Origin of the sequence: Mucilaginibacter aquatilis, assembly GCF_009755275.1 — a bacterium.
Lineage (GTDB): Bacteria > Bacteroidota > Bacteroidia > Sphingobacteriales > Sphingobacteriaceae > Mucilaginibacter > Mucilaginibacter aquatilis.
This window is the reverse complement of the sequence record NZ_WQLA01000007.1, coordinates 1-26,178: the sequence shown is the minus strand read 5'-3', so window position 1 is coordinate 26,178 and position 26,178 is coordinate 1. Positions and strand designations below refer to the sequence as shown.

Below are 26,178 nucleotides of genomic sequence, written 5' to 3'. Positions count from 1 at the left end.
AAAGGTTAGGAGGCCATTACGGACAGTGCCTTTTTTTCCTGCTCGATCAGATCAGCCAATAAGTCAGTGTTGATAGTGACATATAATGCCCGGCTTTTTTTACGGTCAAGTTCAAAGATGCTTCGTTTAATAGCTGTCACGATCGTCTTTTGAATACTGTAGTAAGATAGACCTTTCGCAGCGGCAATGATCTCTGCGACCGCTTTGGGTCGGTCGAACTTATACTGCCCGTCTTTTAAAGTAAGATTAAGCAGGTCTTTTACCTCTTCCGGACTTGGCAAGCTAAAGGTAACGCTCAGATCAAAGCGGCGCAATAAAGCATTGTCGATCATATCAACCTGGTTGGTGGCAGCGATCAGGATTGATGATTGTGGTAGATAGTCGAATAACTGCAGGATCGTGTTGACCACACGTTTCATTTCCCCGTGATCCTGACTGTAATCACGTACCTTACCGAGCGAGTCGAACTCGTCGATAAAAATTATGCAGTCCTCTGCTGCCGCTTTCCGGAAGATTTTGGCCAAGTTCTTACTGGTCTCGCCGAGTTTAGAAGAAACGATCGCACCGAGGTTAACAACAATCATCATTTTCTTCAATTCCCCTGCGATCACATAAGAGGCAAGTGTTTTACCACAGCCTGATGGACCGTGCAACAGGAGCTTGTTAGCTATCGGAAGACCGTATTTTTGGAGCAGGTCAGCGGACATGTGTTCCCTGACAAAGTAATCCAGCTCCGACTTGATCTTGTCAGTACCTACCAAATTTTCAAAACTATAGTCTGAGGTAAGTTTCTCTAGTATTAGTTCGTCAACCTCGCGTTCATCCAGGCGTTGAAAATGTCCCGGAGAACCGACCTTTAACATCGGCTTTTCTTGCTGTTGCCTTATCGAATCTTTTAAAATGGATTGTAGCTGGATAGCGAAATTGAGCTTTTTGGTATTCTTTGAATGCTCAATCAGTTCGTTCAGAACGGCCAATAACTTTTCCTGGTCATTTTCCAGACCATATTTGGCTATATCTTTTATGTAATCGAACTGGGACATTTCTTTGTAATTTAAAAGGTTAGGAGGTCAATTTTATCGAATGCCCGTCTAATCAACGCCTTCTAAACCTACTAAAAAATTCGGCAAAAGTACAAATTATAAATAAAAATTTATACAATGCTTTAAATAGAACGGGCGGCACGTCAAAATGTTACGCATCAGTTTTCAGCTGCGCTAGGAAAGCAGCTATAAAAGCAACATCGTATTTGGACATCTTTGATTATTTTCCTTGCTTTTATAATACATGTATTTTATCTTAGTGTCAAGGAATCGAGCGCCACAGTTGTGAGTGACTGAAACGCGAGGCTAATACTTTTATGACAAACCTACAGCAAAATTTTGTTAGATCTGCTGGCACCGGTTGTCTTTAAACACTCTCGACAATCATTGTTAGTCCAGCTCTTAACTTAAAATTGCTATGGAGCACATAACAAAACTATGCGCAGATTCTCTGCGCTCATTTTCTCTTAACAAGTTTAATATTTCAATAAAATCGTCCCACGCTCATGAGCTTGTAGCTGCCTATTTCGGCTATTCTTCCCGCGCTGCCTTATTAGCTGACGATAAACGCCCGATAAGGAAACTTACTGACGCAGAATTCATCGTTTTAACCCCTACGGCTCACATCAAAGAACGAAGAAAAAATTTGAACGGCTTGCCCCCAAATCTGCCTGATGATCTGGCTGAAGGCGTTTACTTACCGCTCATTGATGAAAAGGTGCTCTTGGGTTCCATCTGGCCAACCTTGGAGGAACTGGGAAAAGAACTGGCTGACCGACATTTAAGATCGAAACCCGCTTATTTCAGAGATCAAAAGATTCAACGACACGGTGTTAAGCTGGAATTCGAAAACGACCAAGTGGCAATAGTTGTTTTTCGTGAATATGTATCACCAAGCCTATTATTGTCATTCCAAAATGGTAAAAGAGGAGTTGTAGATGTTTTCAATTTGAAAAGAGTAGCAGCCTTTATCGGCTATGTCAAAACCAGCCATTACTCTGCAGAAGCGGATACCCTAGATGCCGCCATATTAAAAATGAGGGACCACTATCATCAAATGATCAGAGATTCCCAACCTCTTCAGGAAGTAGCCCCCCTTGAACCTAATTTTGCAGATTGGTTAGCAAAGCAAAAAAAACGGGATACTCCACTGGGAGACCTGGCAAACAAACGCGGCTTTGCAGATGAAAGTGAGAACTGGCCGATATTTAGTGAATATAAACAATACCAGGACTATTTATTGAATAATCATCCGCCTTACGGCGCGATGGCAGCTTTAGAAAGAGCTTGGAGGTCCTACCAAACTTATGTACGAAAAAAGCGATCTTCGAATCCTCTAAAACAAGTAAACAAAAGCGAGCTTCAAAAACATGTTGACCGAAAGGTCGTCACAGTTAAAAAGGCGACACCAATACCTTACGACAGAAGGACCATAGAAAAATTTATGCAGGGCGATGATGGTTGGATATCATGGGACGGAAAAAGAGCCATTCCAGTAAGCATTGTCGGGGTAAGCGAACGTCACTACACGATTGCCATCCAAAGTCCCCGCAGGAAGGCAGGAAATAAGCACAGCCTTTTTCTAGATGAAGTAAGAAGTAGCCCTGAACTTGCTTGCGCAAACCTTGTAACACTATAGAATTAATGCATCAACCGACGTTTTGTCGCAAACCCGCTTCCAATCTTAGGAAGCGGGTTTCTCATCTTCGTTGTTGCGAACGCTTCCCGAAGCCTTACAAAGATGTTAATGATTTGAATACTTACTGCAATAGCTTTTTCACTCTTTAAAATATTGGATAGCATCACGATGCCATGCTCTGTAAATACATAAGGTAGATACTTAGAATGCTCACAGCGCTTTAAGGTCACAAATTGTGACCTTAAGCATCATACTCTTTCTTTGTTAACTCAAACATAAATAGCTCAGGAAAACACTGTTGGTTCCTGTTGACCTGTAGCTTTAACTTCTTGGTTTCAGTACCATATAATTCAGGTAAATCGCCATCGAGCATTACCTTTTGGCCTCTTATGAAATATATTTTGCTCATCACGATCTCATCGAAAATCGTTTTTGAGCTTTCTTTTTTCCCCGTCATAATCTTAACTTATAATGACTTTTTGATTAAACTGTAGCAGCAATGAGTTTCGCATTCAGTTTTGACATATCATCACTGACCTTCTTCTCAATAACCTTCGCATATACCTGCGTGGAGCGCATGGAAGTGTGACCTAATAGCTTGCTGACCGTTTCGATAGGGACACCGTTGACCAATGTAACCGTTGTAGCAAAAGTATGCCTGGCCATGTGAAAGGTTAATACTTTCCTAATGCCACACAACTCAGCCAGCTCTTTGAGATAGCTGTTCATTTTTTGATTGGAGAGTTTCGGAAAGATTGTTCCGTTCGCTATGGCCCGACGGTTTTGGTCATACCTGATCAGTATTGATTCCGCCTTGTGAAGGACCGGAACATTTACAGGTATGGTTGTTTTCTGCCGGAAGGTTTTGACCCATAACTTTCCGCCTTGGTCCTCGATGAGATTATCCTTAGTCAGGCTCATCACATCGACGAATGCTAAGCCTGTATAACAAGCAAACACGAAGATGTCCCTGACTAAACCCAGCCTCGGTAAAAGGGGAGATTTATTCTCTAATTTATCCAGTTCAAGGCCGCTCAAGAAATCCTTTTCTACCCGGTCAAATTTCAACTGAAATTTCTCGAAAGGGTCACGGTACAACCATTCTATCCGGCAACCCAGGTTGATCATCTTCTTGAACCTCTCCAAATGTTTCATGATCCCGTTCGTGGTCAGCGGCTTTTGGTGGTCGATGGGCTGGTGATTACGAAGGAACGTTTCGAAGTCCTGTATGAACTTGTAGTTGAGTTCCGATAGATAAAATTCTTTTCGCTTCAAGTTCTCTTTAACGAATTGATTAATATATCGCTGTGTGGTATAGTAGTTTTTCATTGTCCCGGCAGCTAAAACGCCGATAGACATATCATTGTGATATTTTGCTATCTCGTCCAGCGTATGTTCGTCATCGCCTGTACGCAGATAACCGGCTTTAACACTGTCGGCAGTTACAACGCGGCGTTTTAGTAGTAATTCCCTGTAGCACTCACCGAGTACTTGTCTAACTTCCTCTAAATAGCTGTTCAGTTCTCGTCCTTCGGCTGTTGTCGATTTTCCCATGCCTTTACGCATATCCCAGCACCTGGTGCTGATCGTTTGTTTCAAGGCCAGCATTGCCTTACTGCCGTTCACCTTGATCGATGCATAAACCGGGGCTTTTCCGTCCTTTTCTTTCTCAGTCCTAAGATTAAAATGGACACTGAATGTGTTGATCGCTTTCATAACCTGTCATTTAATATGAGTTTCCTTGTGTTTTTTTAATATCAAAAGCACTTCGGAGCGGGTTAAAAGTGGATAAAATAAGCGCAAAATAACGCAATCCCGATTGGTTATAACCTATTGACTTACAATCCAATATACCACTTTTTACCACCTCAAAAGTACGGATCAAAAAGAGGTGTTCAGTTAGGTGAAGGACAACTTGAGTTGGATTGATATATTTTGAGCAGGCCGTAAAACAAAAAAGCCTGTAAATCAATGATTTACAGGCTTTCCATATCGTTTGATATGTGGTATCGTCGGGATGGCAGGATTCGAACCTGCGGCCTCCACATCCCAAATGTGGCGCGATACCGGGCTACGCTACATCCCGTTTGGGTTTGCAAAGGTAAGTTTTTATTGTTTGATTGCAAATTTATTTTTAAGAATTTTAATTCTCTTCTTCTGCAATCGTTACCCTTGCTAAGCGCAGTATACTGTTACATACTTCTGCGCTTTTAACGTGCCGCAAATATAGGTGCTGTATAATTAATTCCAAATCAAAAACACACCAAATTGCTTTTTGTGTACGCACAGCATGCTATTTGCTTCTAAATCAGCCATAAAATTTATGCTTGGCAACAAATATTTGTTTAAAAGAATTTAGTGTTTGATTAATGCATTCTCGTCTTTAAAGTTTCCATAATCATCACGTAAAGTTGTACAGTCTTTAATTGCTGATAATTTCTTTACTTTAGCATTCCCTAAAGTACTATCGGTTATAATACTTAATTAAGGAAGGCTATGCCTTTTGCACATTGCAAGTGTTATATAATTTTATTTTGATGGCATCTAACTACGATTCAGAATTTTGCGGCAATTTGCCTTTGCATAACGTTAACATGATCCAGCCCCATGGCTATTTGGTTGTGTTAGAAAAAGAATCTTTAAATATTATTCAGATCAGTGAGAACTTAAGCGATGTGTTAGAAACCAGTGCAGCAGAGATTGTCTCGTCCAGCTTTTCAGATTACGTTCCGCAGAAGCAAATAGATGAACTGAAGGCAAAGATTGAAACCGGAATTAAAGATAAAATACCTGTTAGCTTAACGCTTAACAACGTTGAGTTGCTTGCACTGGTGCATGCAAGGCAAGAGTATTTTTTGTTGGAGCTGGAAAAGGTACAGGCGGAGGATGAGCGCACGTTTATAAACGTTTTTCAGGAAATCAAGTATGTAATGGCTGCTGTAGATGTAGCTACTTCGGTACAGGATGCATGCGAAATTGCTATCAGGGAGCTTAAACGGATATCTGGTTTCGATGGCATAATGATGTACCGTTTTGATGAAAACTGGAACGGAACAGTAATTGCCGAAGATAAAACGGATGCTCTTGAACCTTACCTGGGCGTTACGTTTCCGGCATCTGATGTACCGCGACAAGCGCGTGAGCTTTACCTAAGAAACCCTTACCGTCTTATCCCCAATCGCGAATATACGCCGGTAAGGCTTTACCCGGTACTTAACTCGCTCACTAACTCGTTTACTGATTTATCTGACTGTAACCTGCGTAGCGTTGCCGCTGTACACATTGAGTATTTAGGCAATATGGGGGTAACTGCTTCAATGTCGGTAAGGGTTATTCATAATGAGCAATTATGGGGCTTAATAGCATGCCACCATACCAAGCCATATTATTTGAGCTTTGAGTTGTGTTCAATATTTGAGTTGTTATCAAGCGTTGTGTCAAACAAAATATCGTCTATTATAAATAAAGAGGAATATGGCCGCGTTGCCGATTTACAATCACAGCGCAACAGCATTATTGATCATATCTACAGTGACCGTAATATTGAACAAGGTTTGCTTGAGCACGACGAGAATATTTTAAAGCTTTTTAACTCGAAGGGTGCCGTTATATTCAATAACAGCAAGATAACAACTGCTGGCGAGGTGCCACAAAACGACATGCTCGAAAATTTGCACCTGTGGTTGCATGCTAAAGAAATAGGTAAAGTTTTCTCAACAACCACGCTGCCTGATATTTTTGACGAAGCCGCCAGCGAAGCTTCAATTGCAAGCGGAGCCCTGATTATACCGTTGGATAGTCATAACGGCAATTACATTGTTTGTTTCAGGCCCGAGGTTGTTCAAACTATTACCTGGGGAGGTGATCCGAACCAAACCATAAATTTTGCAGCTGATGGTAAAACCTACCATCCGCGTAATTCATTTAAAAGCTGGCTTCAAACCGTTAAAAATACATCTTTGCCGTGGCACAAGGATGAGTTGGGTGTAGCCGATACATTGCGCAGTTTTGTTTACGAATTTAAAACCAAACAAGCTATTTAATTTTTTTAGAGGCTAAATGAGTAGTAAAGCACCCGAGATTAATAGAAACATGGGCATAGCCAATAATTATGTGGTTGCAATAGGCGCATCGGCAGGCGGCTTGGAAGCCATTCATGAGTTTTTTGACCATATGCCCGGCAACTCTAGTTTCTCTTTTATTGTAATACAACATCTCTCGCCCGATTATAAAAGCTTGTTGGTTGAGCTGGTATCAAAGCATACGCACATGAAGGTGTTTGAGGCCGAAGAAAACATGAGCCTTCACCCTAATTGTGTTTACATCATACCAAATAATAAGTTGATGACGGTAAGCCACAACCGTCTTAAATTGGCCAATAAACAGCAAGATAAGTCGCCGAATACTGCCATCGATACCTTTTTATTTAGTCTTGCGAGCGATAAAAAGGAAAAAGCAGTAGCAATTATTTTATCAGGAACGGGTACTGATGGTACACGCGGAATTGAAGCTATAAAAGAAAATGGTGGCATGGTACTGGTGCAGGAGCCCGAAACAGCAAAGTTTGATGGTATGCCCAAAAGTGCCATTACATCAGGCAATGCCGATAGCGTTCAGCCACCATCACAAATGCCCGATGAGTTATTTGGATATATGCGCCAGCAGCCAATTAAGATTTTTGAAGGCGGGTATGACAATGAAGGATTACTAAATAAGCTTTTTCAGTTAGTGCATCACCAAAGTGGGCATGATTTTAATTTATATAAAACACCAACCATTATAAGGCGTATTACACGCCGCATGGAGCATAACAAAATCAGTAACCTTGAAAGTTACGTTGAGTTTTTGCGACAAAATGATGAGGAAGTCAAACTTCTTGGTAAAGACTTTTTAATTGGAGTTACGCGTTTTTTCAGAGATAAAGCCGCTTTTGAACAATTAGAAAATCACGTCATTCCACAGATAGTTGATGAAAAGGCGCACGAGGAAATACTTAAAGTGTGGGTGTGTGCCTGCAGCACGGGTGAGGAAGCATACTCCATAGCTATACTAATTGATAAGTATCTTAAAAAGGTAAACAAAGATTTAGATGTAAAAATTTTTGCAACCGATATTGACGAAGCAAGTTTAGATGTAGCATCGCACAACAGCTATCCGGAAACTATTGAGAAAGATATTGATGCTGATATCTTGCAACGTTATTTTGTGAAAGACGGTAAATCTTACTCCGTCATTCCGTCAATACGCAAGCAAATTGTTTTTGCCAGGCATAATGTTGTAAAAGCCCCTCCGTTTATAAAAAACGACCTGATTGCATGCCGCAACATGCTCATTTATATGAATGTTTTGTTGCAGCAAAAGGTGTTATCTACTTTCCACTTTTCACTTAACCAGGGCGGCTTCTTGTTCCTTGGTTCCAGCGAAACAGTATCATCAATTAAGGAAGGGTTACATGAGGTTAGCGGTAAGTGGAAGCTTTACCGCAAGATAGGTCCTATCAGCCAGCAGCCCTCAAATAATAACAGCTACTATAGCCACAATCTTTCGAGCGACTTGCGTAAGCCGTTTATAAAAGCCGACAAAGTATTGAGGGATAGCTTTAAAGAATTCCTAACCGATGACTTGGGGTATGTAGGCGTGTATGTGGACAAAAACGGTGAAATAAAGGAAACCGTAGGCGACTTTAAAAAATACTTATCCTTACCCGATAAAAAGCTGGAACTTAATATCCTTAAGATGGTGCCCAGCGAGCTTTCATTCATCATTAACACAGCCTTGCGTAAAGCTGTAAAGGAAGAGTTGCCTACAAGGTTAAAGCGTATACGCATAAAACGCCGTAACAACGATGTTTACGTAAACATTAATGTAAAACCGGCCGATACACAGTCCACCGTTCCTTATGTACTGGTAGTTTTTAATGAGGTTGAGTTAGAATTTGGTCTCAACAGTGATGATATCATTGTTCCACATAACTCTGACGAGCAGCAGGCGGTTTACGTGAATGAGTTAGAGAACGAACTCAGTGAAGTGCGTGGTAACCTGCAAATGGCAGTGGAGGAAATGGAAACCACCAACGAGGAGCTGCAATCAAGTAATGAGGAACTACTTTCCGCCAATGAAGAATTACAATCAAGTAACGAAGAGCTGCAATCACTGAATGAGGAGTTACATACTTTAAATACCGAACATCAGCTTAAGATTAAAGAATTGATTGATCTTAATGATGATTTAAATAACTACTTCAAAAGCGTTGATATAGGGCAGATTTTTGTGGATCAAGATATGCGTATCCGCAAGTTTAACCCGGCTGCAGTTGTAATGGTTAATTTGATTGAGGCTGATATTGGCAGGCCTATCAAACATATATCTAACAATATAAAATACGAAAACTTTTTAGCCGATATTCAGGAAGTGCTTAACAACCCGGCACATTTGGTTGAAAAAGAAGTTGAGCTGAAAGATGGAAAGCATTGCCTGCTTAGAGTGCTGCCTTATATCAAAAAAGATAAGGAGCGTGATGGCGTAGTAATAAGCTTTGTTGACATAAGTACTATTACCGAACTTAACAGCATCGTTTCGGGCGTATTTAGCACAAGTTTAAGCGCCATAATGGTTTTCGGTGCCGTTCGTAACAATAACGGCCAATTGGCTGATTTTAAATGTTTGATGGCCAACCGCATGGCTGGCCAGCTATTAAATAAAACAGATGCCGAATTAAAAGGACAGCTCCTTAAAAAGCATTTGCATTTCTTGCTGCAGGATGATGTTTTTGAACGCTTGAAGCAGGTAACGCAAAAAGGAGGGAAGCTGCAACAAGAAGTTTACTACGAGGACAAAGGGTGGTACATACTCATGGCCAGCCAAGTTGCTGACGGCTTTGCCGTAACATTAACTGACATTACCGAGCGCAGGCAAAATGAGCAAAAGCTGCGTAGAAATTATAACGAGCTGGTGAGTGCCCGCGAAAATTTAAAGAAGCTTAATGCCGAACTGGAAGATAAGATTTTAGAGCGCACCATGAGCTTAACACAAAGTGAGGAGCGCTTTAATTTAGTATCGCAAGCTACAAATGATACCATATGGGATTGGAACCTGGTGACCAACGAAATGTGGAGAAGTGACAATTTTACTTCGATGTTTGGTTATGAAAACAACACCGAGAGCAGCAACATTGGCTATTGGTTTGATAAGGTACACCCCGAGGATAGAAAACGTGTTGAAAAGAGTGTACATGAGGCCATAAACAAGGGCAAGCATAATTGGTCGGCCGAGTATAGGTTTAAAAAAGCTGACGACAGTTACGCCATTATTTTAGACAGGGGTAACATACTACATGATGCCTATGATACGCCTTATCGTATGGTAGGATCAATTGTTGAAATTACCCGCATCGTAGAGGCCGAGAAGCGTTTAAATAAAAGTGAAAGCCGTTTCCGCAAAATTTTTGAATCAGACATGATCGGGATGTTATTTGCCCGGTTTGATGGTCAGATAATTGAAGCAAACGACGTGTTTTTGAACATGGTGGGATACACTATTGAAGATTTAAACAAAGGTGCATTAGGATGGGATAAGCTTACGCCTGTTGAATATATGGGTATAAGTCGCAAAGCGGTAGAGCAGCTAAATAAGAACGGTTTTTGCCCACCGTTTGAAAAGGAATACATTCGTCGTGATGGAAGCAGGGTGCCCGTACTAATGGGTGCAGCCAGGCTTGATGATGATTCAGAAGCAAATTCGGTTTGTTATATTATAGATTTATCACACCAAAAGGAAATTGAGCGAAACAGGCGCGAGTTACAGGAGTTTATACGTAAGCAGCAGGAAGAATTTTACGGTATCTTCTTAAATGCGCCCGCCCTGATCAGTATAAGGCGCGGAACCGAGCTGCGTTATGAGTTTACAAACAAAGCCTTTGATGCGTTCTATCAGCGCAATAATATGGTCGGCCATCCTACCAAAGAGGCACATAGCGGGCTGAACACTTCACGCTTGTTTGCAAACGATGAAAAACTTTATCAAACAGGAGAATCTAAATCAGGAAAAGCTTACAACGTTAAAAAAATCAACCTTGAAACAGGGCAGCTTACTGACGCTTGGCTTGATTACCTATTTATACCAATTTACAATGAGCGCGAGCAGGTTGATGGAATAGCGTTTTTTGGTTTTGAAGTTACTGAACTTGTTAAGTCGCAAAATGCAACCCGCGAGCTGATGCAGCAAAAAGATGAGTTTATGAGTATTGCAAGTCATGAACTTAAAACTCCAATCACAAGTTTAAAAGGATCGTTGCAAATAATGCAGCGTATTGCCGGCAGAGAGGAAGATGCCTATGAAAAAGTGTATCCTTTTATTGAACGTGCCAATAAGCAAACTGGCCGTTTAACCGCAATTGTTGATGATTTGCTTGATGTCACAAAAATACATGCAGGCAAAATGCAGTTTAACTTCACACGGTTCAACGCCGGTACGGTCATCAAGGAATGCATTGAAGATAGCCAATCGCATAACAGCACGCACCGTCTTGTACTTCAAGGTAATGCCGATGTTGAAATTGAGGCAGATAAACACAGGTTAGAGCAGGTATTAAGCAATTTCATTTCAAATGCAGTCAAATACTCTCCAGATGCCACAGAGATCATAATTACGCAAAAGGTAACTGAAAAAAACATGCTTCACCTATCCGTACAGGATTTTGGGATAGGCATACCTGATGATAAAAAAGAGCAGGTGTTTGACCGTTTCTTCCGTGTGCAGGAGTCGTCTCAAAAGTTTTCAGGCTTGGGTTTGGGTTTATATATAACAGCAGACATTATTCACCGTCATGGCGGCAAAATTGGTGTGGAAAGCCACGAAAATGAAGGCTCTGTATTTTGGTTTGAAATTCCGTTAAGCCAAGTAGATTAAGACGTATAATATATTATATTGATTAATATTTGTTGAAGGAATGCCACAGGCATTCCTTTTTTTTATGTAGGTTATTGTGGCATGTTGAAACTGAAACGGCTCTTTTTGAACCAATTGAGGGATAAATCTTAATGGGTTTTGCAAATATTGTATAACAACATGATAATAAATGCTATTAAGTTTGATGCTTGCAATTTGATATTTGTAACTAACCAATTACAACAAATCAACCTTAACCATTAATTGCTTCAATAGTAATTAGTTGTCATAAATTTTAAAGTGCTGTTAAAAAGTAAGCATTGCTTAATAGTTGTTGCTTTTGAAATAACGTACATAAACTTATAAACCTGATCCAAACATATATGAGCCAGATGTCAATAAAACCAATTACTTACTGTTTGAAACAGTCATATTGTTAATAGCTCTTCGCTTTAACATTTTTCATTATAAACCGAAATTTCATCAATAAACACACACACTTTAGATAAAATTAATTGCCTATGATATAATACTTTACATTCCATTAAAGCATTCTTGCCAAAGTTATAACTGCACATTGCTTACCCGCTCAAGCGGCATAAGGTAGCTACTGCTGTGCTTATAGCTCATCTATACCAATTTCTAACCAAATAAACTATTATGGATTATAATTTTTTACGCAAATTTTCTTTGCTGATGTTGCTTTGCACATTGGTAGGTTCTGTTGCAATGGCCCAACAACGCAAAGTAACGGGTAAAGTTGTTGATAGCCTTGGTACACCATTGCCTGGTGTAAACGTAAGCCTTAAAGGTTTGCCAAGTAATGTAAGTACAAACAGAGATGGTATTTATACAATTCAAGTTAATTCAAATAAAGACATCCTGGTATTTTCATTCATAGGCTACATACGTAAGCAAGTATCTGTGGGCAGCGAAGCTCAGCTTAACGTAAGCCTATCTCAAGAAAACAGTAAACTGCAAGAGGTGGTGTTTGTGGGCTATGGTGCAAAAAAGCGTAGCGAAATTCTTGGCTCAGTAGCAACAGTTACAGGACAGGAACTACAAGACATACCTGCGCCCAATCTTGCCGGTTCGCTAAGAAACCGTGTTGCCGGTTTGGGCGTATCTCAATCTTCTGGCAGGCCCGGTGCGGCAATTACGCTTAATATTCGTAATTCGGTTGTCTCCGAGTCTGCGAGGGGAGTGGCTGATGTTGCGTTAACATCTGAGCCTTTATACGTTGTAGATGGTATTACCGTTACCCGCGAGGCATTTGACAACATAGATGCGTCAATGGTAGAAAATTTAACTTTCCTTAAAGATGCTTCTGCGGCAATATATGGAGCTTCTGGTGCTAAAGGCGTTGTTTTAGTGACCACTAAAAGAGGTAAAATAGGCAAGCCAACTTTAACCTACAACGGGTATTACGGTGTGTCTGACGCAGCTAAAACTCCTGAAATGATGTCGGCGTATGACCATGCTGTGTTATTGAATGAAGGTTACCGTAATTCAGGCGCATCATTCTCCAACTATTTTTTACCTGCTGATTTGGAGTACTTAAAAACTGTTAATTACAAAAGTTGGTATGATGAACTATGGCAAGCATCCGTTATGCAACGGCATAACATTGGAATATCAGGTGGAAGCGATAAGATAACTTTTTTTGCAGGTGGAAGCTACCAGCGTGAAAATGCTAATTACGCCGGATTGAACATTAATAAGTATAGCTTTCGTAGTGGCATAGTTGCATCAATTACCCAAGATTTAAAAGCAGATATAAATTTTAATGTCGACTGGAACATCAAAAATGCACGAAGCGAAACAGCCGTTGACAATGACGCTAATTTCTTTGAACGCCTTGTAACAATACCGCAATGGGTTCCAATAAGTATCAACGGAATGAATCTTAACTACCCGCTTACTAATAATAATCTTAACCCCAAAGCATTGCTAGAGTCTGGATATTATGAAAACAACAAAAGCAGAGGGTATCGTATCAACACCAGTTTAACCTATCAGCCATCCTTCTTTAAGGGGTTTACTGCTAAGTTTCAAATTTCGCAAGCTAGCACAGGTAATAATTCGCGCCAGTATAAGCCACCTTACAAAACTTATAATTTTAAAACGTTCGGAAATAACAATTTACTATACACAGATCAACTTACCGACCCTGCAACTCAAAACCCCGTTTTTGAAAATGTAAGTGATTTAAACGAAAGAGTTACACCAAGCTTAAGTGAAAGCAATAGCTATCAAGGATTTTTAACCTTACAATATGGCAGAACGTTTGGTAAGCATACAATAGGGGTTTTAGCAGGTGGTGAACAATCCCAATCAAACCAGGAAAATCTTGCTATAAACTATCTTAACCAAATTATACCCGGTGGCGAAGATTATTGGGCTTTTGACGCTAATACATTAACAAGAAAGGACATCAGCCGGTATGAATCATCAAAGCGCTCTTTCTTCGGGAGAGTTAGCTACGATTTTGATAAAAGATACCTTTTAGAGTTTATTACCCGTTTTGATGCTTCTTCGTTCTTTGCAACAGGTAACCGCTGGGGAGTTGCCCCAAGTGTTGGTTTAGGTTGGGTTGTTAGTAGTGAAGAATTTTTCAAGAATTCAAAGCCGCTCAATTTTATAAACTTTCTTAAGCTAAAAGCTAACGTTGGAGTTACGGGTGATGATAGAGTAGGTTTAGCAAGGTTGTGGCAAGACAGGTATCTTATCGACGTAACAAACGGTTATTTGTACGGTAACAACAACCAAAATAGCTTAAACCCAAGTAAGGTAGGTAACCCCGACCTGACATGGGAGCGTAAAAGAACCATTAACGTTGGTTTGGAAAGCTCTTTATTTAACAACAAACTTGACTTCTCAGTCGAAGTGTTCCAAAATTACAACTACGACGGCTTTGACTTAGGAGGAAATCAACTGTACCCGCTGTATGGTGGTTTCCTGCCAGCGGTAGTAAACTACCGCAAAACTTATAACTGGGGAACGGAAGTCAATCTTGGTTACAAAGCTAAGCTGTTTAAAGAATTGAACATGAGTGCTAATGTTAACTTTAGTTATGGAAATAGCGTAAATGATAGATTGTTATATGCTCCGGGCCAGTTAATAAATAACATTGCGCCTGATTGGCTTATCAATTTTGGCTTAGATCCTAGAAAGTGGAATAGCGGCAACATTGGTTTGAAAAACTCGGGTATGTTTAGGACGCAGGCTGATGTTGATAGCTGGATGGCAAAATATCCAAATTACAGAATTTACGATCGTATACCTCAACCAGGATGGTTGTATTATGAAGATACAAATAGTGATGGTGTAATTACAGATAGCGATATGCAGCCTATGTTCGAAAACACCAATCCTTGGTTTTCGGGCGGCTTTACTTTGAACTTTAGTTATAGGGCCTTTAGCTTAAATACAAATATAGCTGCAAGGTTAGGTGGCAAAGTATTTTACGATGGCAGAGCCAGAACAGCTCCTGCAGGAAACCGAAATGTTTTAGATATATGGAATGACCGATGGACACCTGAGAATCCAATGTCGGGTAAGTTTCCTCGTTTTGATGACCCGTCTTTAGGTAGAAACTCGGACTTCTGGGCTGTAGACGGTACAACCATACGTATAAATACAATGACCTTAAGTTATAAAATGCCAACCAAGTTAGTGAATAAGTTAGGACTACAAGGCGCAAGAGTTTTGTTAACAGGTAATAATTTATGGACTTTGGTAAATCCTCTTAAATACAAAGATCCGTACACATCAAGCGCTTGGGATTACCCAGTTCTTACTACAATTTCGGCAGGTTTAAGTGTTAACTTATAATTTTTTTAGCAATGATTAAGCAAATAAAAAGTCATATCACCAAGTCATTTATTGTCTTGTCTATCGCAGCAACCTTGCCTGCATGTATAAATAAAGATGAATTCTTCTTGTTACCTGATAGAAATGGAATTGATGCAGCAATATGGGATACTGAAGGTGCTGTACAACTACATCTTAACCGTACTTATGATGTAGTAATACCTAACTTTCCTTTCCAATTAAGACCAGATAGATATGGTGTACAAATGGCAAGTGATGAAAACTACTTTCCTGACGTAGATCAATGGGCAAAAGCGGCATTAGGATTACAAGGAACGCTTGGAGTAAATGACGTTAGATACACCGGAAACGGCTATAATTATAACCCCGGCATAAATAGATATTTCGACGTAGGCCGTTGCAATGAAGCAATAAAGAACATACCGCTTGGATCTATTCCTCAGGCTACTCAAAGAGTTTTATTAGGTCAATATCATGCCTTGAGAGCAATGGCTTACTTTGAATTGGTGAAAGTATATGGTGGAGTACCACTTCCTTTAGAACCACAACGACCTGAGACTGTATATCTTGAAGGTAGGAAAAGTGCGAAGGTTTGTTTTGACGCCATTATAAGTGATTTGAATAATGCCATTACTATGTTAGACGGCGTCGTTTGGGATGACGGCACGGGCAGGGGTAAAATCTCTAAATTAATTGCAACGTGTTTAAAGGCGAAGGTTTTGTTGTATTGGGCAAGTCCTCAATTCAATCCGCTGAACGATCCAAAACACCCATATGATGCATCAAGATGGCAAACCGCTTTGCAAGCCAATAAAGAAGCTTATGATATGTGCGTTGCTTCTGGAAAAAAATTAATGACAAATTACGCCGACATTTTTAGGGTGGAGGGAACCGCAAATACAGAGGCTGTTCTTGTACGCACTTTTTCTAATTCAATAAATGCCAGAGGTCATAATACGGAATCTATTACAAGGCCATCTTCTGAAAACGGAAGCCCGTTCACCGGATTTATGGCAACAAAAAAACTTTTGGATGCATACCCTATGAGAGATGGCAACCCGCGTGGAACATCTACGCAGTTTCCATATGATGACTTGCTTTTCTGGCAAAATCGCGATCCAAGATTTGAAGCAACTATCGCTTACAATGGTGGTAGCTGGCCTTTAAGTGGAAATCTTAACAGAAGACAATGGACGTACAACACCGCTGTAGGAGAAAGTAACGGCAATGGAGTTTATTGCAAGCGGTTCACAACCCCAACTCTAACTGCAGCTAACGTGCCTTACAGTAATAATTTAGGTGGCAATGGTATGGATTGGATTGAACTAAGATTAGCCGAAGTTATGCTTAACTATGCTGACTGTATGAATGAAACCGGAAATTCAGCAGGCGCGAAAGATATGGTAAGGCAACTGCGTGTTAGAGCTAACATTGTACAAGGTAATAATGACTATGGCTTAGGAAATGTAAATGGAATTGAGCAGGTGCGTACCTTACTAATTAATGAAAGAATGATAGAATTTGCATTTGAGAACAAGCGTAACTCCGATTTAAGACGCACAAGACAAATGCATTTGTTAAACGGCAACATGACGAAACTTGAAGTTCAACTAAACGTAGCGAGTGATAAAGCAGTTTTAGAAGCTTCCACAAATGGAGTTGCATTCAGAGAAACCCTTAATACAAATGATAAAGCAACCTATCAAAAGTATTTTAGGCATGTTTTAACCACCAATACACAGTACCTGCCATATAACGTACCAGAATATCATTACTTCTATACGTTTCACAACGATTTTGTTAACAATGGAGCTAATATAGCTACAACAATTGGCTGGCCTGGCGGCACATTTGATCCATTAGATTAAATGCTTATTGATATTGTTATTAATTGTAATTCTCTAAAAATGAAAATTAGAAATTTAAAAAAAATTATAGTTGCAGTTGGTTGTGTGGCATTGCTCAGTGCATGCAAAAAAGATTCGCAAAACATATTTAACATGTTCAATGACGTAACTGTTACTTATAATAACAGCAGTCCTTTAGCTGTAACCGACTATAAACTTGTTAACGATGGCGATAGTGTATACATAGATTATACTATAAATTCAGCCGTTGAGGATATTTATTCTGTAGTGGTGGAGCGCACCGCTGGCGGAAAAGGTAATGCTATTGAGCGTAATACTATTGCTGTAAGTGACAATAGTCGCAGGAGAGCTTACAGAGATTTGCTTAAGTTGAAGATACAGAGAGACGGAAAGTTAAGTTACCGTGTTTATGCGCTTAACCAAAAAGGCGTTTATATTGGCGATGGTTACAAAAAAGTTGTTATCGAGGGTAAACCAAGTTATACGTTTTTGACAAATCGTGTTATCTATTTGCCAGACACCCTAGGCAAAATCTTACCCTCTTTCTTTTCTTTGCGTGATGGAGTTTCTTACAGCTACACCGATGGTCTTGCCAATTCCTCAAAAATTGATTTTGGAATTTATCGCAGGCCAACAACAGATGCAAGTAACCCTTGGGTGTATAACTTATATGCTACAAACGTTCCTGTTAATCCGCTCACTGTATATGATATAAGTGCATGGCAAAAAAGAGCTACAAAATTTGCAGCTCCACAAACGTCACAAAATGACCCTTTTACTTATACGGCAGTTTCTGCTTCAGTAATTGAGTCGTTGGTTAAGGCAAGAAATCCAACGCTGTCAGCTACTGTAGCTACTACTTATGGTACAGGTTTGCTCCCTGGTAGCAGCATTAGTTTTCTAACTCCTGAAGGTAAATATGGAATTCTTTTCATCAATGCAGTATCATCTGATTTAGACAGAAAACCATTTATTAATGTCAGCGTAAAAATTCAGAATTAAATAAATGACACAATACTGTGTGTCGGTCAAGATCATACTAAGATGGTATTAAATTTATCTTAAAACCTGTTAGTAGTAGTTCATTAATTGGGAAACATGCAGCTGCGATAGCTGCATGTTTATTTACTTAAAAATTTGTGCCTGTATAATTTATACAGGCTTTTTTGTTTAAGGCCATTTTTGATTCGCTGTAGGCACATCGAAAAGGTCGTTACTACTGTAACCAACAATTTTTAAAATTCTTTTAATTTGTTGTAACATTCCAATCAACATTACGACATTAAAGTAGCTGACCAGAAATTTTAGGATTACAACTGTAAATGATATCACAACAAGACCTCGTAGCAATGTGTAAAAACGGCGATCCGTACGCCTACACAAAGTTATATGAGCATAATGCAAAGTATGTGTACAATGCTATATGCCGGTATGTAGAACACACCGGCGAAGCAGAAGATATTATGCAGGAAGCTTTTGTTGATGCTTATCATGCTATAGCCAAGCTTACTAATGCTGATAGTTTCAGGCCGTGGATTAAAAGGATTGCAATAAACAAAGCCATAAACTGGCTGCGAAAAAAACGACTTGAACTAACTGAGCTTGAGCCGGAGACAACAGTGATTGTTGATGAAATTGTAGATGAGGAGGAATTTGAATTTAACATGAACCGCATAAGTCAGGCAATTGAAGAGCTGCCTTTGGCTTACCGCACCATATTTCAGTTATACGCGGTTGAAAACATTCCGCAGGTTGAAATTGCGCAAATGCTGGGAATGTCAAATAGCACAGTTAGAGTTCAGTACTTCAGGGCTAAGGCCAAGGTTTTAGAAATGTTAAAAGAGGGGCATTATGAAAGGTAAACTGGAAGAATTTATAAGCAAGCATAACGAAGAACTGGATATACGCATGCCTAATCCGGCAGTGTTAAACCGCATTCTTGAACAAATGCAGCAACCGGTTCATAAAATTAAACCGGTTGAAAAGAAAACAGGCATTGTAATAAGCTTCACTGCCATGAGGTGGGTTGCTGCCGCTTGCCTGCTTATAGGCTTAAGTTTCGTTTTGTGGCAGTATAACCAAACAAATAATGTTGCGCAAAACGTAGTGAAAACATCGCGTAAACCGCAGGTAATTCAGGAGCAAACAGCGCCACAAATTACTGAGCCTCAGCAGGAGTATGCAGCAAGTCCGGCTCCTCAGCAGCATAGTTTTGATGATGTTGACCAGGACATAGCCCAACGTAAAAGCCGTTTATCTAAAAGCTTTGCCCAAACCGGGCAGAGTTCATATAAAAAGGTGTTGTTTGACAAGTTGAATGATGAATCATCTCCCGCCAGCCGTTTAAAAGCGCTTTCACAAACTGGTAAATTTAAAAACTTGAGTAACGATGTGGTTGACGTTTTGGTTGAGACAATGAATAATGACCCTAACACCAATGTAAGGATGGCAGCATTAGATGGATTGGCTAAGTTTTATAAGGAAGGCTATGTACGCAAACAGCTGGTAAAGTCCCTGAAAAAACAACAGGATCCCATGGTTCAGATAGCACTTATTGAGCTGCTTACCCGCATGAAAGAATCGGCAATATTAACTGAACTGGAAGGCATGGTAAAGGATGAAAGTAAAATGGATGCTGTGCGCGAAACCGCATACTCCGGCGCGTTTCAGTTACGCGGATCATGATCATTTGTTCACTATGAAATTAAAGGTATACGTCGACTATACCATTATTATAAAATATAAACTCATAAAATCTTATTAAAAATGAAAATCAGGTTATTAACTATAGTGGTTCTACTAACGGCAATAAGCCATGCTTTTGCTCAGGAATATAAGGTTGCCAAAGCAACAGGAAGATTGTTAATCAAACTGCCATCGGTTACCATAGAGGGCTATGATGGCAAGGAAATTATTTTTACCTCAGAGGATAAGAAGTATGCTGATGAGCGCGCGGCCGGTTTAAGATTACTTAGTGGCACCGGTGTTGTTGATAATACCAACATAGGAATTAACGTTGCCGATAAAGGAACAACTATAGAAGTAAACGAGGTAGCATCAAACATAGGAAAGGTTAAAATTAAGGTGCCACGCGGAGTGAGCGTATCTTACAACTGGCAGAATATGATTAATGCTGGCAAGGTTATCATCAAAAACATCACTAAAGAGATTGATATATCAGTGCGTACAAACTCTGTAGAACTGGAAGACATTACAGGTCCGGTTACAGTTAACAGTATATATGGTAACGTAAAAGCAAAGTTTAAAGACAAAATTGCCGGTCCAATAACCATTTCTTCGATGTACGCTACAGTTGATGTTGCCGTACCGGGTGCAACAAAAGCCAACCTTAAACTCAATACAACACATGGTAATGTGTTTGCTTCGTCTGATTTAAACATTGAGCTTAAAAAGCGCGCCCAGGATGATGAAATGGTAGAATACACAGGCAATATAGCCGGAACGCTTAACGGAGGAGGTACTGAGTTTAACTTAACCTCAACCTTTGGTAAAGTATATCTTCGTAAAGCAATTTAATTATTAAGCCTAAACTTTAAAATCATGAAACATTTACTATTGCTGTGGTTGAGTTTAACGGTGGCTAATGTTGCCGGTGCCCAAACTATAATAAATAAAAGTTACCCCATCAAAAAAGGTCAGCCATTGGAGTTAAAGTTTGATTATCCGGTAGTAAAAATTACCACCTGGGAAAAAAACGAAGTAGCAGTAATAGCTAAAGTAAACATAAACGATGGCGAAAACGACGACGCCTTTACCTTATCAGACCGGATTAATAACGGTGCATTGCAAATTAGCAACAAGCTAACCGATTTAGATAAACTGCCACATAGGTATACAGTACAGGAAGCCGGTAAAAAGATCGTTTTTAAAACAGAGGCCGACTTTAAAGCTTACAAAAGTAAAATGGGCGTCATTCGTTCATATTCTAACGGTGTTGATATGGATGTTAGCATAGAAGTGAAAGTACCGGTAAATACACCAACCACTGTTAAAGCTACTTATGGAATGGTTCAACTAGTAAATTGTAACACGCCGATTGTTGTAGACGCTGTTTACGGCGGAATTGACGCAACATTAAATAAAGCCCAGGTAGGCCAAATTAAGGCTACCACAAGTTACGGGCATATTTTTTCAAACCTCGACCTGGTTTTAACAGATAACACCAAGCGTGATTTCTTTACCTCTATTACCGCCCAGCCAGGTAAAGGCCCCGCGTACGATTTGAAATCAACTTACGGAAAAATTTATATGCGAAAGCAATAAATAAAAATGAATGTTTGATGCCGCCAGTATATTTACCGGCGGCTTTTTTGTAAAAATATTCTTCTAAAGAACCATTAACTAAATATTTAGTTATATTTGAGTAAAGCTTATAAACTAAATTTTAGAAACATGAATTACAAGAAAATTACCAAGGCATTGGCTCAAAAATTAGCTAAGGCCGCACTGTTAACACTAATGGCAACTTCGGTATGTTCGGCCTCATTTGCACAGGCAAAAACAGATGATGAACCGGTATACACCACGGTAGAAAAACTACCGCGCTTTCCGGGTGACATTTCTGGCTTTATTCAGTATTTAAAAGAAAATTTAAAATATCCTGAAGCGGCCAAGAAGGTAAAAAAGGAGGGTAGAGTTAACGTAACTTTTATTGTTGAAAAAGATGGGAGCATTACTGATGTACACTCAGTAGGCCGTACAGAACCATTGCTAGTTGATGAGGCAGTGCGTGTAATAAAGGCATCGCCCCGTTGGACTGCCGGAAGTCAGGATGGTAAAAAAGTACGCGTAAGGTACACAGTGCCTGTAGTTTTTGCCTTGAAAAGTTAACCATTACAGTTAACTTATAGAGTTAAATAATAGTTTCAACAACAAAGGCCCTCCATATGGAGGGCCTTTGTTGTTATAAGCACACGAATATAGTTTCTGGCTATAATCAATAGAACTAATCGATTGTGAAGATATTGTGTTAACTCATACTTTTACATTGTTTATCAGCCGGTAAATAACTTAATACATAAGCATCAATTATAAACAAACAGCAATGGAAAGAGAATCGAATGACATTAGCAAGTGCCCTTTTCATAATGGCACCATGAAGCAACAAAATGTAGCAGGTGGCGGTACACGCAATAAAGATTGGTGGCCAAAACAGCTTAAGCTTAATATACTTCGTCAAAATTCATCACTTTCAAATCCTATGGATGATGGTTTTGACTATGCAGAGGCTTTCAAGAGCCTTGACCTGGAGGCAGTAAAGAAAGACCTGCATATACTCATGACAGATTCGCAAGACTGGTGGCCGGCAGATTTTGGCCATTACGGTGGTTTATTTGTTCGTATGGCCTGGCATAGCGCCGGTACTTACCGTGTATTTGATGGTCGTGGCGGCGGTGGTGCCGGCTTACAACGCTTTGCGCCGCTAAACAGCTGGCCTGATAATGTTAGTTTGGATAAAGCCCGCAGGTTGCTTTGGCCAATAAAGCAAAAGTACGGTCGTAATATATCCTGGGCCGATTTAATGATACTTACCGGAAACGTTGCTCTTGAATCAATGGGCTTCAAAACCTTTGGCTTTGCCGGGGGGCGTGCCGATGTATGGGAGGCAGATGAATCTGTTTACTGGGGTTCCGAAACCAAGTGGTTGGGCAGTGATTTGCGTTACGCTCACGGTTCTGAAGGTGCCGACAATCAGGTTGGAACTTTAGTTTCTGATGATGATGCCGATGGCAAAGTTCACAGCAGGAATCTTGAAAAGCCGCTTGCAGCAGCACATATGGGTTTAATTTATGTAAATCCCGAAGGTCCAGATGGAAACCCCGACCCGGTTTTAGCTGCCAAAGATATACGCGACACTTTTGGCCGTATGGCAATGAACGATGAAGAAACCGTAGCTTTAATTGCAGGCGGACACTCATTTGGCAAAACTCATGGTGCAGCTTCGTCTGACCATGTTAGCGATGAGCCCGAAGCTGCCGGTATCGAGCAACAGGGTTTTGGTTGGCATAACAGTTTTGGAACAGGAAAAGGTGCTGATACCATTACCAGTGGTTTGGAAGTTACCTGGACCACAACCCCAACACAATGGAGCAATAACTATTTTGAAAACCTTTTTGGTTTTGAATGGGAGTTAACCAAAAGTCCGGGTGGTGCACACCAGTGGGTGGCCAAAACTGACGAAGCCATTATACCAGATGCTTTTGATAAAAACAAAAAGCATTTGCCAACCATGCTTACTACCGATCTTTCTTTAAGGTTTGACCCGGAATATGAAAAGATTTCCCGTCACTTCCTTGAAAATCCTGATGCGTTTGCAGATGCCTTTGCCCGTGCATGGTTTAAGCTAACGCACCGTGATATGGGCCCTCGTGATCTGTATCTTGGAGCTGACGTGCCGCAGGAAGTTTTGCTTTGGCAAGACCCTATCCCGGCGGTTGATCATGTACTGATTGATGAAACTGATGCTGCTTCTTTAAAATCAAAAGTTTTAGAATCGGGCTTGAGTGTATCTGAGCTTGTTTCAACAGCATGGGCATCAGCATCAACCTTCCGCGGTTCTGATAAACGTGGCGGGGCAAATGGAGCCCGTGTACGTTTAGCACCGCAAAAAGATTGGAAGGTGAATAATCCTGAGCAATTACAAAAAGTGCTCAGCGTGTTGCAAAACATTCAGAATGATTTTAACGGCGCTCAAACAACCGGCAAAAAGATATCACTTGCCGATTTAATTGTACTGGCAGGTAATGCAGGTATTGAGAAAGCCGCGAAAGATGGAGGCCATGAGGTTGCCGTTCCGTTTAATGCCGGTAGGATGGACGCTTCGCAGGAAAATACAGATGTGGAATCATTTGGATATCTTGAACCTGCTGCCGACGGTTTCCGTAATTACCGCAATCCAAAATTGCACGTTTCAACAGAAGAGGTTTTGATTGATAAGGCACATTTGCTTACACTCACCGCTCCGGAATTAACAGTGTTGATGGGTGGTTTAAAGGCAATCAACATCAACTTTGACGGCTCGAACAAAGGCGTATTAACATCACGTGCCGGACAGCTAACCAACGACTTTTTTGTAAACCTGCTGGACATGACTACATCATGGAAAGCTGCATCAGACGATAAGGAAGTTTACGTGGGTACAAACCGTTCAAATGGCGATATAAGATGGTCGGCCACACGCGCCGATCTGGTATTTGGCTCTAATGCCGAACTTCGTGCCATTGCCGAGGTTTACGCAAGTGCCGATTCGCAAAATAAGTTCATAAACGACTTTGTTGCCGTTTGGGCAAAGATTATGAATTTAGACAGGTTCGACCTGAAGAAATAGTTATATAATCAAGTTTACTAGCAAAAGGCTGCCTTAATAAGGGCAGCCTTTTTTTGTGTATTGTTATATAACAAAAGTTGCTGGGTTACAAATGTGTTTATGACAATTAATTTTTATTTTAGCTTCTCCAACCAATTATTCTCCGTAATGACAAAGACCGGTTTTTTTAGCATAGCGCTTGTGCTGTTATCTTGCTGTGATGTATTAGCTCAAAAAAGTAAAGTGCCTAAAGAAAAGGCGATGGGTGCTTACCTTATGGTTTACTTTAAAGATGATACGCATGGACTTTATATTGCCTTAAGTAAAGATGGCTATAGTTTTACTGATGTAAACCAGGGCAAGCCGGTTATTGCCGGCGATACGATTGCCGAACAAAAGGGCATACGCGACCCGTACATTTACCGTGGAGCCGATAATATGTTTTATATGGCTTTGACCGACCTGCATATTTACGGGCAAAAAGAAGGCTACCGAAACACGCAGTGGGAGCGCGACGGAAAGCAGTATGGATGGGGCAATAACAGGGGATTGGTACTGATGAAATCGGCAGATTTACTTCATTGGTCGCACCAGGTTTTGCGCGTTGATAAGGCATTCCCCGAGTTGGCCGACATTGGCTGTGCCTGGGCACCCGAAATGATTTATGATGAGGTGGAAAAAAAGCCGATGCTTTACTTTACCATGCGTTTTGGCAGTGGTAAGGAAAAAGTTTACTATACGTACATGAATCAAAGCTTTGACCGCATGGAAACGCTGCCCAAGCCTTTGTTTGAGTACCCCAATGGGGTTGCCTATATTGATGCCGACATTACAAAAGTTGGAAACAAGTACCATATGTTTTATGCTTCGCACGATGGTACTTCGGGCGTTAAGCAGGCTGTATCTGACTCGGTACATACCGGCTATGTATATGACCCAAAATGGTACGATCCTGAACCAGTTGGATGTGAGGCACCAACCGTGTACAAGCTAATAGGGCAGAATAAGTGGATATTGATTTACGATATTTACCGTATCAACCCTCACAATTTTGGCTTTAGCGAAACAACTGATTTTGTGAACTTCAAAAATCTGGGCCGTTTTAATGATGGTGTTATGAAGTCCACTAACTTCTCCGTTCCTAAGCATCCTGCTGTTATACAAATCACAAAAAAAGAAGCTCAAAAACTTGCCAGTCATTGGAAGATGGATATGAAGTTCTAAAGTGATAATCACAACAAAGCCTCCTCATCCGGAGGCTTTGTTGTTTGAGATGTTTCTTCACAGTCGCATCTTAAACTGTGGAAGTACAATTCCCCACCAGCTGAGTAAAGTTGGGGGAAACTTAACCACAGGTTAATTGATGCTTGGCTTGCCTAATGCTTTTGGCACGATGCAAAAAGTGTGTTTTTGCATATGTGTGGGCTGTTTTTGTTGCGTTTGCTGTTTTTTAGCGGCTGCTGGTACAGCAGTTGCCTAATATTTATCAAACAACAACAAATTAAAACACACCCTTTCCCCCTGATTGATATGAAAACTAACTTTACCTTCGCCGCCATTATCCTTTTAGCTGCTGCTTTT

The 26,178-nt window shown here is 40.4% G+C and carries 17 protein-coding genes and 1 tRNA gene; 13 read left to right on the top strand and 5 right to left on the bottom strand.

Annotated features, from left to right (window positions below; translation table 11 throughout):
- Positions 1–5: 5 nt before the first annotated feature.
- A complete protein-coding gene (locus tag GO816_RS16110; RefSeq protein WP_157542987.1) occupies positions 6–1,043 on the bottom strand; it encodes an AAA family ATPase in 1,038 nt (345 codons plus the stop codon).
- Between the two features lie 418 nt (positions 1,044–1,461).
- Between GO816_RS16110 and GO816_RS16105 the strand changes: the two genes are divergently transcribed.
- Entirely contained in the window at positions 1,462–2,682 is a 1,221-nt protein-coding gene (locus GO816_RS16105) for a YozE family protein (protein ID WP_157542986.1), read from the top strand.
- Between the two features lie 2 nt (positions 2,683–2,684).
- On the opposite strand, the gene GO816_RS18925 is transcribed toward GO816_RS16105, so the two are convergent.
- From GO816_RS18925 to GO816_RS16090, 4 genes are all read right to left on the bottom strand, one after another.
- Entirely contained in the window at positions 2,685–2,912 is a 228-nt protein-coding gene (locus tag GO816_RS18925; RefSeq protein WP_317163652.1) for an ORF6N domain-containing protein, read from the bottom strand.
- A gap of 11 nt (positions 2,913–2,923) precedes the next feature.
- A complete protein-coding gene (locus GO816_RS18920; RefSeq protein ID WP_262884881.1) occupies positions 2,924–3,139 on the bottom strand; it encodes an ORF6N domain-containing protein in 216 nt (71 codons plus the stop codon).
- Positions 3,140–3,165: 26 nt separating this feature from the next.
- Entirely contained in the window at positions 3,166–4,398 is a 1,233-nt protein-coding gene (locus tag GO816_RS16095) for a site-specific integrase (RefSeq protein ID WP_157542985.1), read from the bottom strand.
- A 296-nt stretch (positions 4,399–4,694) separates the two neighbouring features.
- Positions 4,695–4,768: transfer RNA gene (locus GO816_RS16090), tRNA-Pro, on the bottom strand.
- Positions 4,769–5,219: 451 nt separating this feature from the next.
- Here GO816_RS16090 and GO816_RS16085 point away from each other — a divergent pair.
- From GO816_RS16085 to GO816_RS16030, 12 genes are all read left to right on the top strand, one after another.
- Positions 5,220–6,725: a GAF domain-containing protein gene (locus GO816_RS16085; protein WP_157542984.1), complete on the top strand. Its 1,506-nt coding sequence runs from the start codon at positions 5,220–5,222 to the stop codon at positions 6,723–6,725.
- 16 nt (positions 6,726–6,741) lie between these two features.
- A complete protein-coding gene (locus tag GO816_RS16080) occupies positions 6,742–11,589 on the top strand; it encodes a chemotaxis protein CheB (RefSeq protein WP_232336599.1) in 4,848 nt (1,615 codons plus the stop codon).
- A gap of 639 nt (positions 11,590–12,228) precedes the next feature.
- Positions 12,229–15,402 carry a SusC/RagA family TonB-linked outer membrane protein gene (locus GO816_RS16075; protein WP_157542983.1) on the top strand — a complete coding sequence of 1,058 codons (3,174 nt, stop codon included), beginning with the start codon at positions 12,229–12,231 and terminating at the stop codon, positions 15,400–15,402.
- A gap of 11 nt (positions 15,403–15,413) precedes the next feature.
- Positions 15,414–17,270, top strand: a complete 1,857-nt coding sequence (locus GO816_RS16070) for a RagB/SusD family nutrient uptake outer membrane protein (RefSeq protein ID WP_157542982.1) — start codon at positions 15,414–15,416, stop codon at positions 17,268–17,270.
- 39 nt (positions 17,271–17,309) lie between these two features.
- Complete coding sequence (locus tag GO816_RS16065) at positions 17,310–18,272, top strand: hypothetical protein (RefSeq protein ID WP_157542981.1); 963 nt, start codon at positions 17,310–17,312, stop codon at positions 18,270–18,272.
- A gap of 320 nt (positions 18,273–18,592) precedes the next feature.
- Positions 18,593–19,132 (top strand): RNA polymerase sigma factor, encoded by a 540-nt coding sequence (locus GO816_RS16060; RefSeq protein ID WP_157542980.1) that lies wholly within the window; start codon positions 18,593–18,595, stop codon positions 19,130–19,132.
- Positions 19,122–19,955 carry a HEAT repeat domain-containing protein gene (locus GO816_RS16055; protein ID WP_157542979.1) on the top strand — a complete coding sequence of 278 codons (834 nt, stop codon included), beginning with the start codon at positions 19,122–19,124 and terminating at the stop codon, positions 19,953–19,955. Before GO816_RS16060 ends, GO816_RS16055 begins: the two co-directional genes overlap by 11 nt.
- Before the next feature lie 81 nt (positions 19,956–20,036).
- Complete coding sequence (locus GO816_RS16050; protein WP_157542978.1) at positions 20,037–20,807, top strand: DUF4097 family beta strand repeat-containing protein; 771 nt, start codon at positions 20,037–20,039, stop codon at positions 20,805–20,807.
- A 24-nt stretch (positions 20,808–20,831) separates the two neighbouring features.
- A complete protein-coding gene (locus GO816_RS16045) occupies positions 20,832–21,554 on the top strand; it encodes a hypothetical protein (protein ID WP_157542977.1) in 723 nt (240 codons plus the stop codon).
- Positions 21,555–21,683: 129 nt separating this feature from the next.
- Positions 21,684–22,121 carry an energy transducer TonB gene (locus tag GO816_RS16040; protein WP_157542976.1) on the top strand — a complete coding sequence of 146 codons (438 nt, stop codon included), beginning with the start codon at positions 21,684–21,686 and terminating at the stop codon, positions 22,119–22,121.
- Positions 22,122–22,335: 214 nt separating this feature from the next.
- On the top strand, positions 22,336–24,618 hold the full coding sequence (gene katG, locus GO816_RS16035) for a catalase/peroxidase HPI (protein ID WP_157542975.1): 2,283 nt from the start codon (positions 22,336–22,338) through the stop codon (positions 24,616–24,618).
- A gap of 147 nt (positions 24,619–24,765) precedes the next feature.
- The gene (locus GO816_RS16030; RefSeq protein ID WP_157542974.1) at positions 24,766–25,821 is read left to right on the top strand and encodes a glycoside hydrolase family 43 protein; all 1,056 of its coding nucleotides are present in this window, start codon (positions 24,766–24,768) and stop codon (positions 25,819–25,821) included.
- Positions 25,822–26,178: the final 357 nt, after the last annotated feature.

Bases quoted from the DNA above. Each gene is read 5' to 3' on its own strand.
- GO816_RS16110 (WP_157542987.1), bottom strand. From the start codon at position 1,043: ATGTCCCAGTTCGATTACATAAAAGATATAGCCAAATATGGTCTGGAA.
- GO816_RS16045 (WP_157542977.1), top strand. From the start codon at position 20,832: ATGAAACATTTACTATTGCTGTGGTTGAGTTTAACGGTGGCTAATGTT.
- katG (WP_157542975.1), top strand. From the start codon at position 22,336: ATGGAAAGAGAATCGAATGACATTAGCAAGTGCCCTTTTCATAATGGC.
- GO816_RS16065 (WP_157542981.1), top strand. From the start codon at position 17,310: ATGAAAATTAGAAATTTAAAAAAAATTATAGTTGCAGTTGGTTGTGTG.
- GO816_RS16050 (WP_157542978.1), top strand. From the start codon at position 20,037: ATGAAAATCAGGTTATTAACTATAGTGGTTCTACTAACGGCAATAAGC.
- GO816_RS16030 (WP_157542974.1), top strand. From the start codon at position 24,766: ATGACAAAGACCGGTTTTTTTAGCATAGCGCTTGTGCTGTTATCTTGC.
- GO816_RS16105 (WP_157542986.1), top strand. From the start codon at position 1,462: ATGGAGCACATAACAAAACTATGCGCAGATTCTCTGCGCTCATTTTCT.
- GO816_RS16075 (WP_157542983.1), top strand. From the start codon at position 12,229: ATGGATTATAATTTTTTACGCAAATTTTCTTTGCTGATGTTGCTTTGC.
- GO816_RS18920 (WP_262884881.1), bottom strand. From the start codon at position 3,139: ATGACGGGGAAAAAAGAAAGCTCAAAAACGATTTTCGATGAGATCGTG.
- GO816_RS16070 (WP_157542982.1), top strand. From the start codon at position 15,414: ATGATTAAGCAAATAAAAAGTCATATCACCAAGTCATTTATTGTCTTG.
- GO816_RS16055 (WP_157542979.1), top strand. From the start codon at position 19,122: ATGAAAGGTAAACTGGAAGAATTTATAAGCAAGCATAACGAAGAACTG.
- GO816_RS16040 (WP_157542976.1), top strand. From the start codon at position 21,684: ATGAATTACAAGAAAATTACCAAGGCATTGGCTCAAAAATTAGCTAAG.
- GO816_RS16095 (WP_157542985.1), bottom strand. From the start codon at position 4,398: ATGAAAGCGATCAACACATTCAGTGTCCATTTTAATCTTAGGACTGAG.
- GO816_RS16060 (WP_157542980.1), top strand. From the start codon at position 18,593: ATGATATCACAACAAGACCTCGTAGCAATGTGTAAAAACGGCGATCCG.
- GO816_RS16080 (WP_232336599.1), top strand. From the start codon at position 6,742: ATGAGTAGTAAAGCACCCGAGATTAATAGAAACATGGGCATAGCCAAT.
- GO816_RS16085 (WP_157542984.1), top strand. From the start codon at position 5,220: ATGGCATCTAACTACGATTCAGAATTTTGCGGCAATTTGCCTTTGCAT.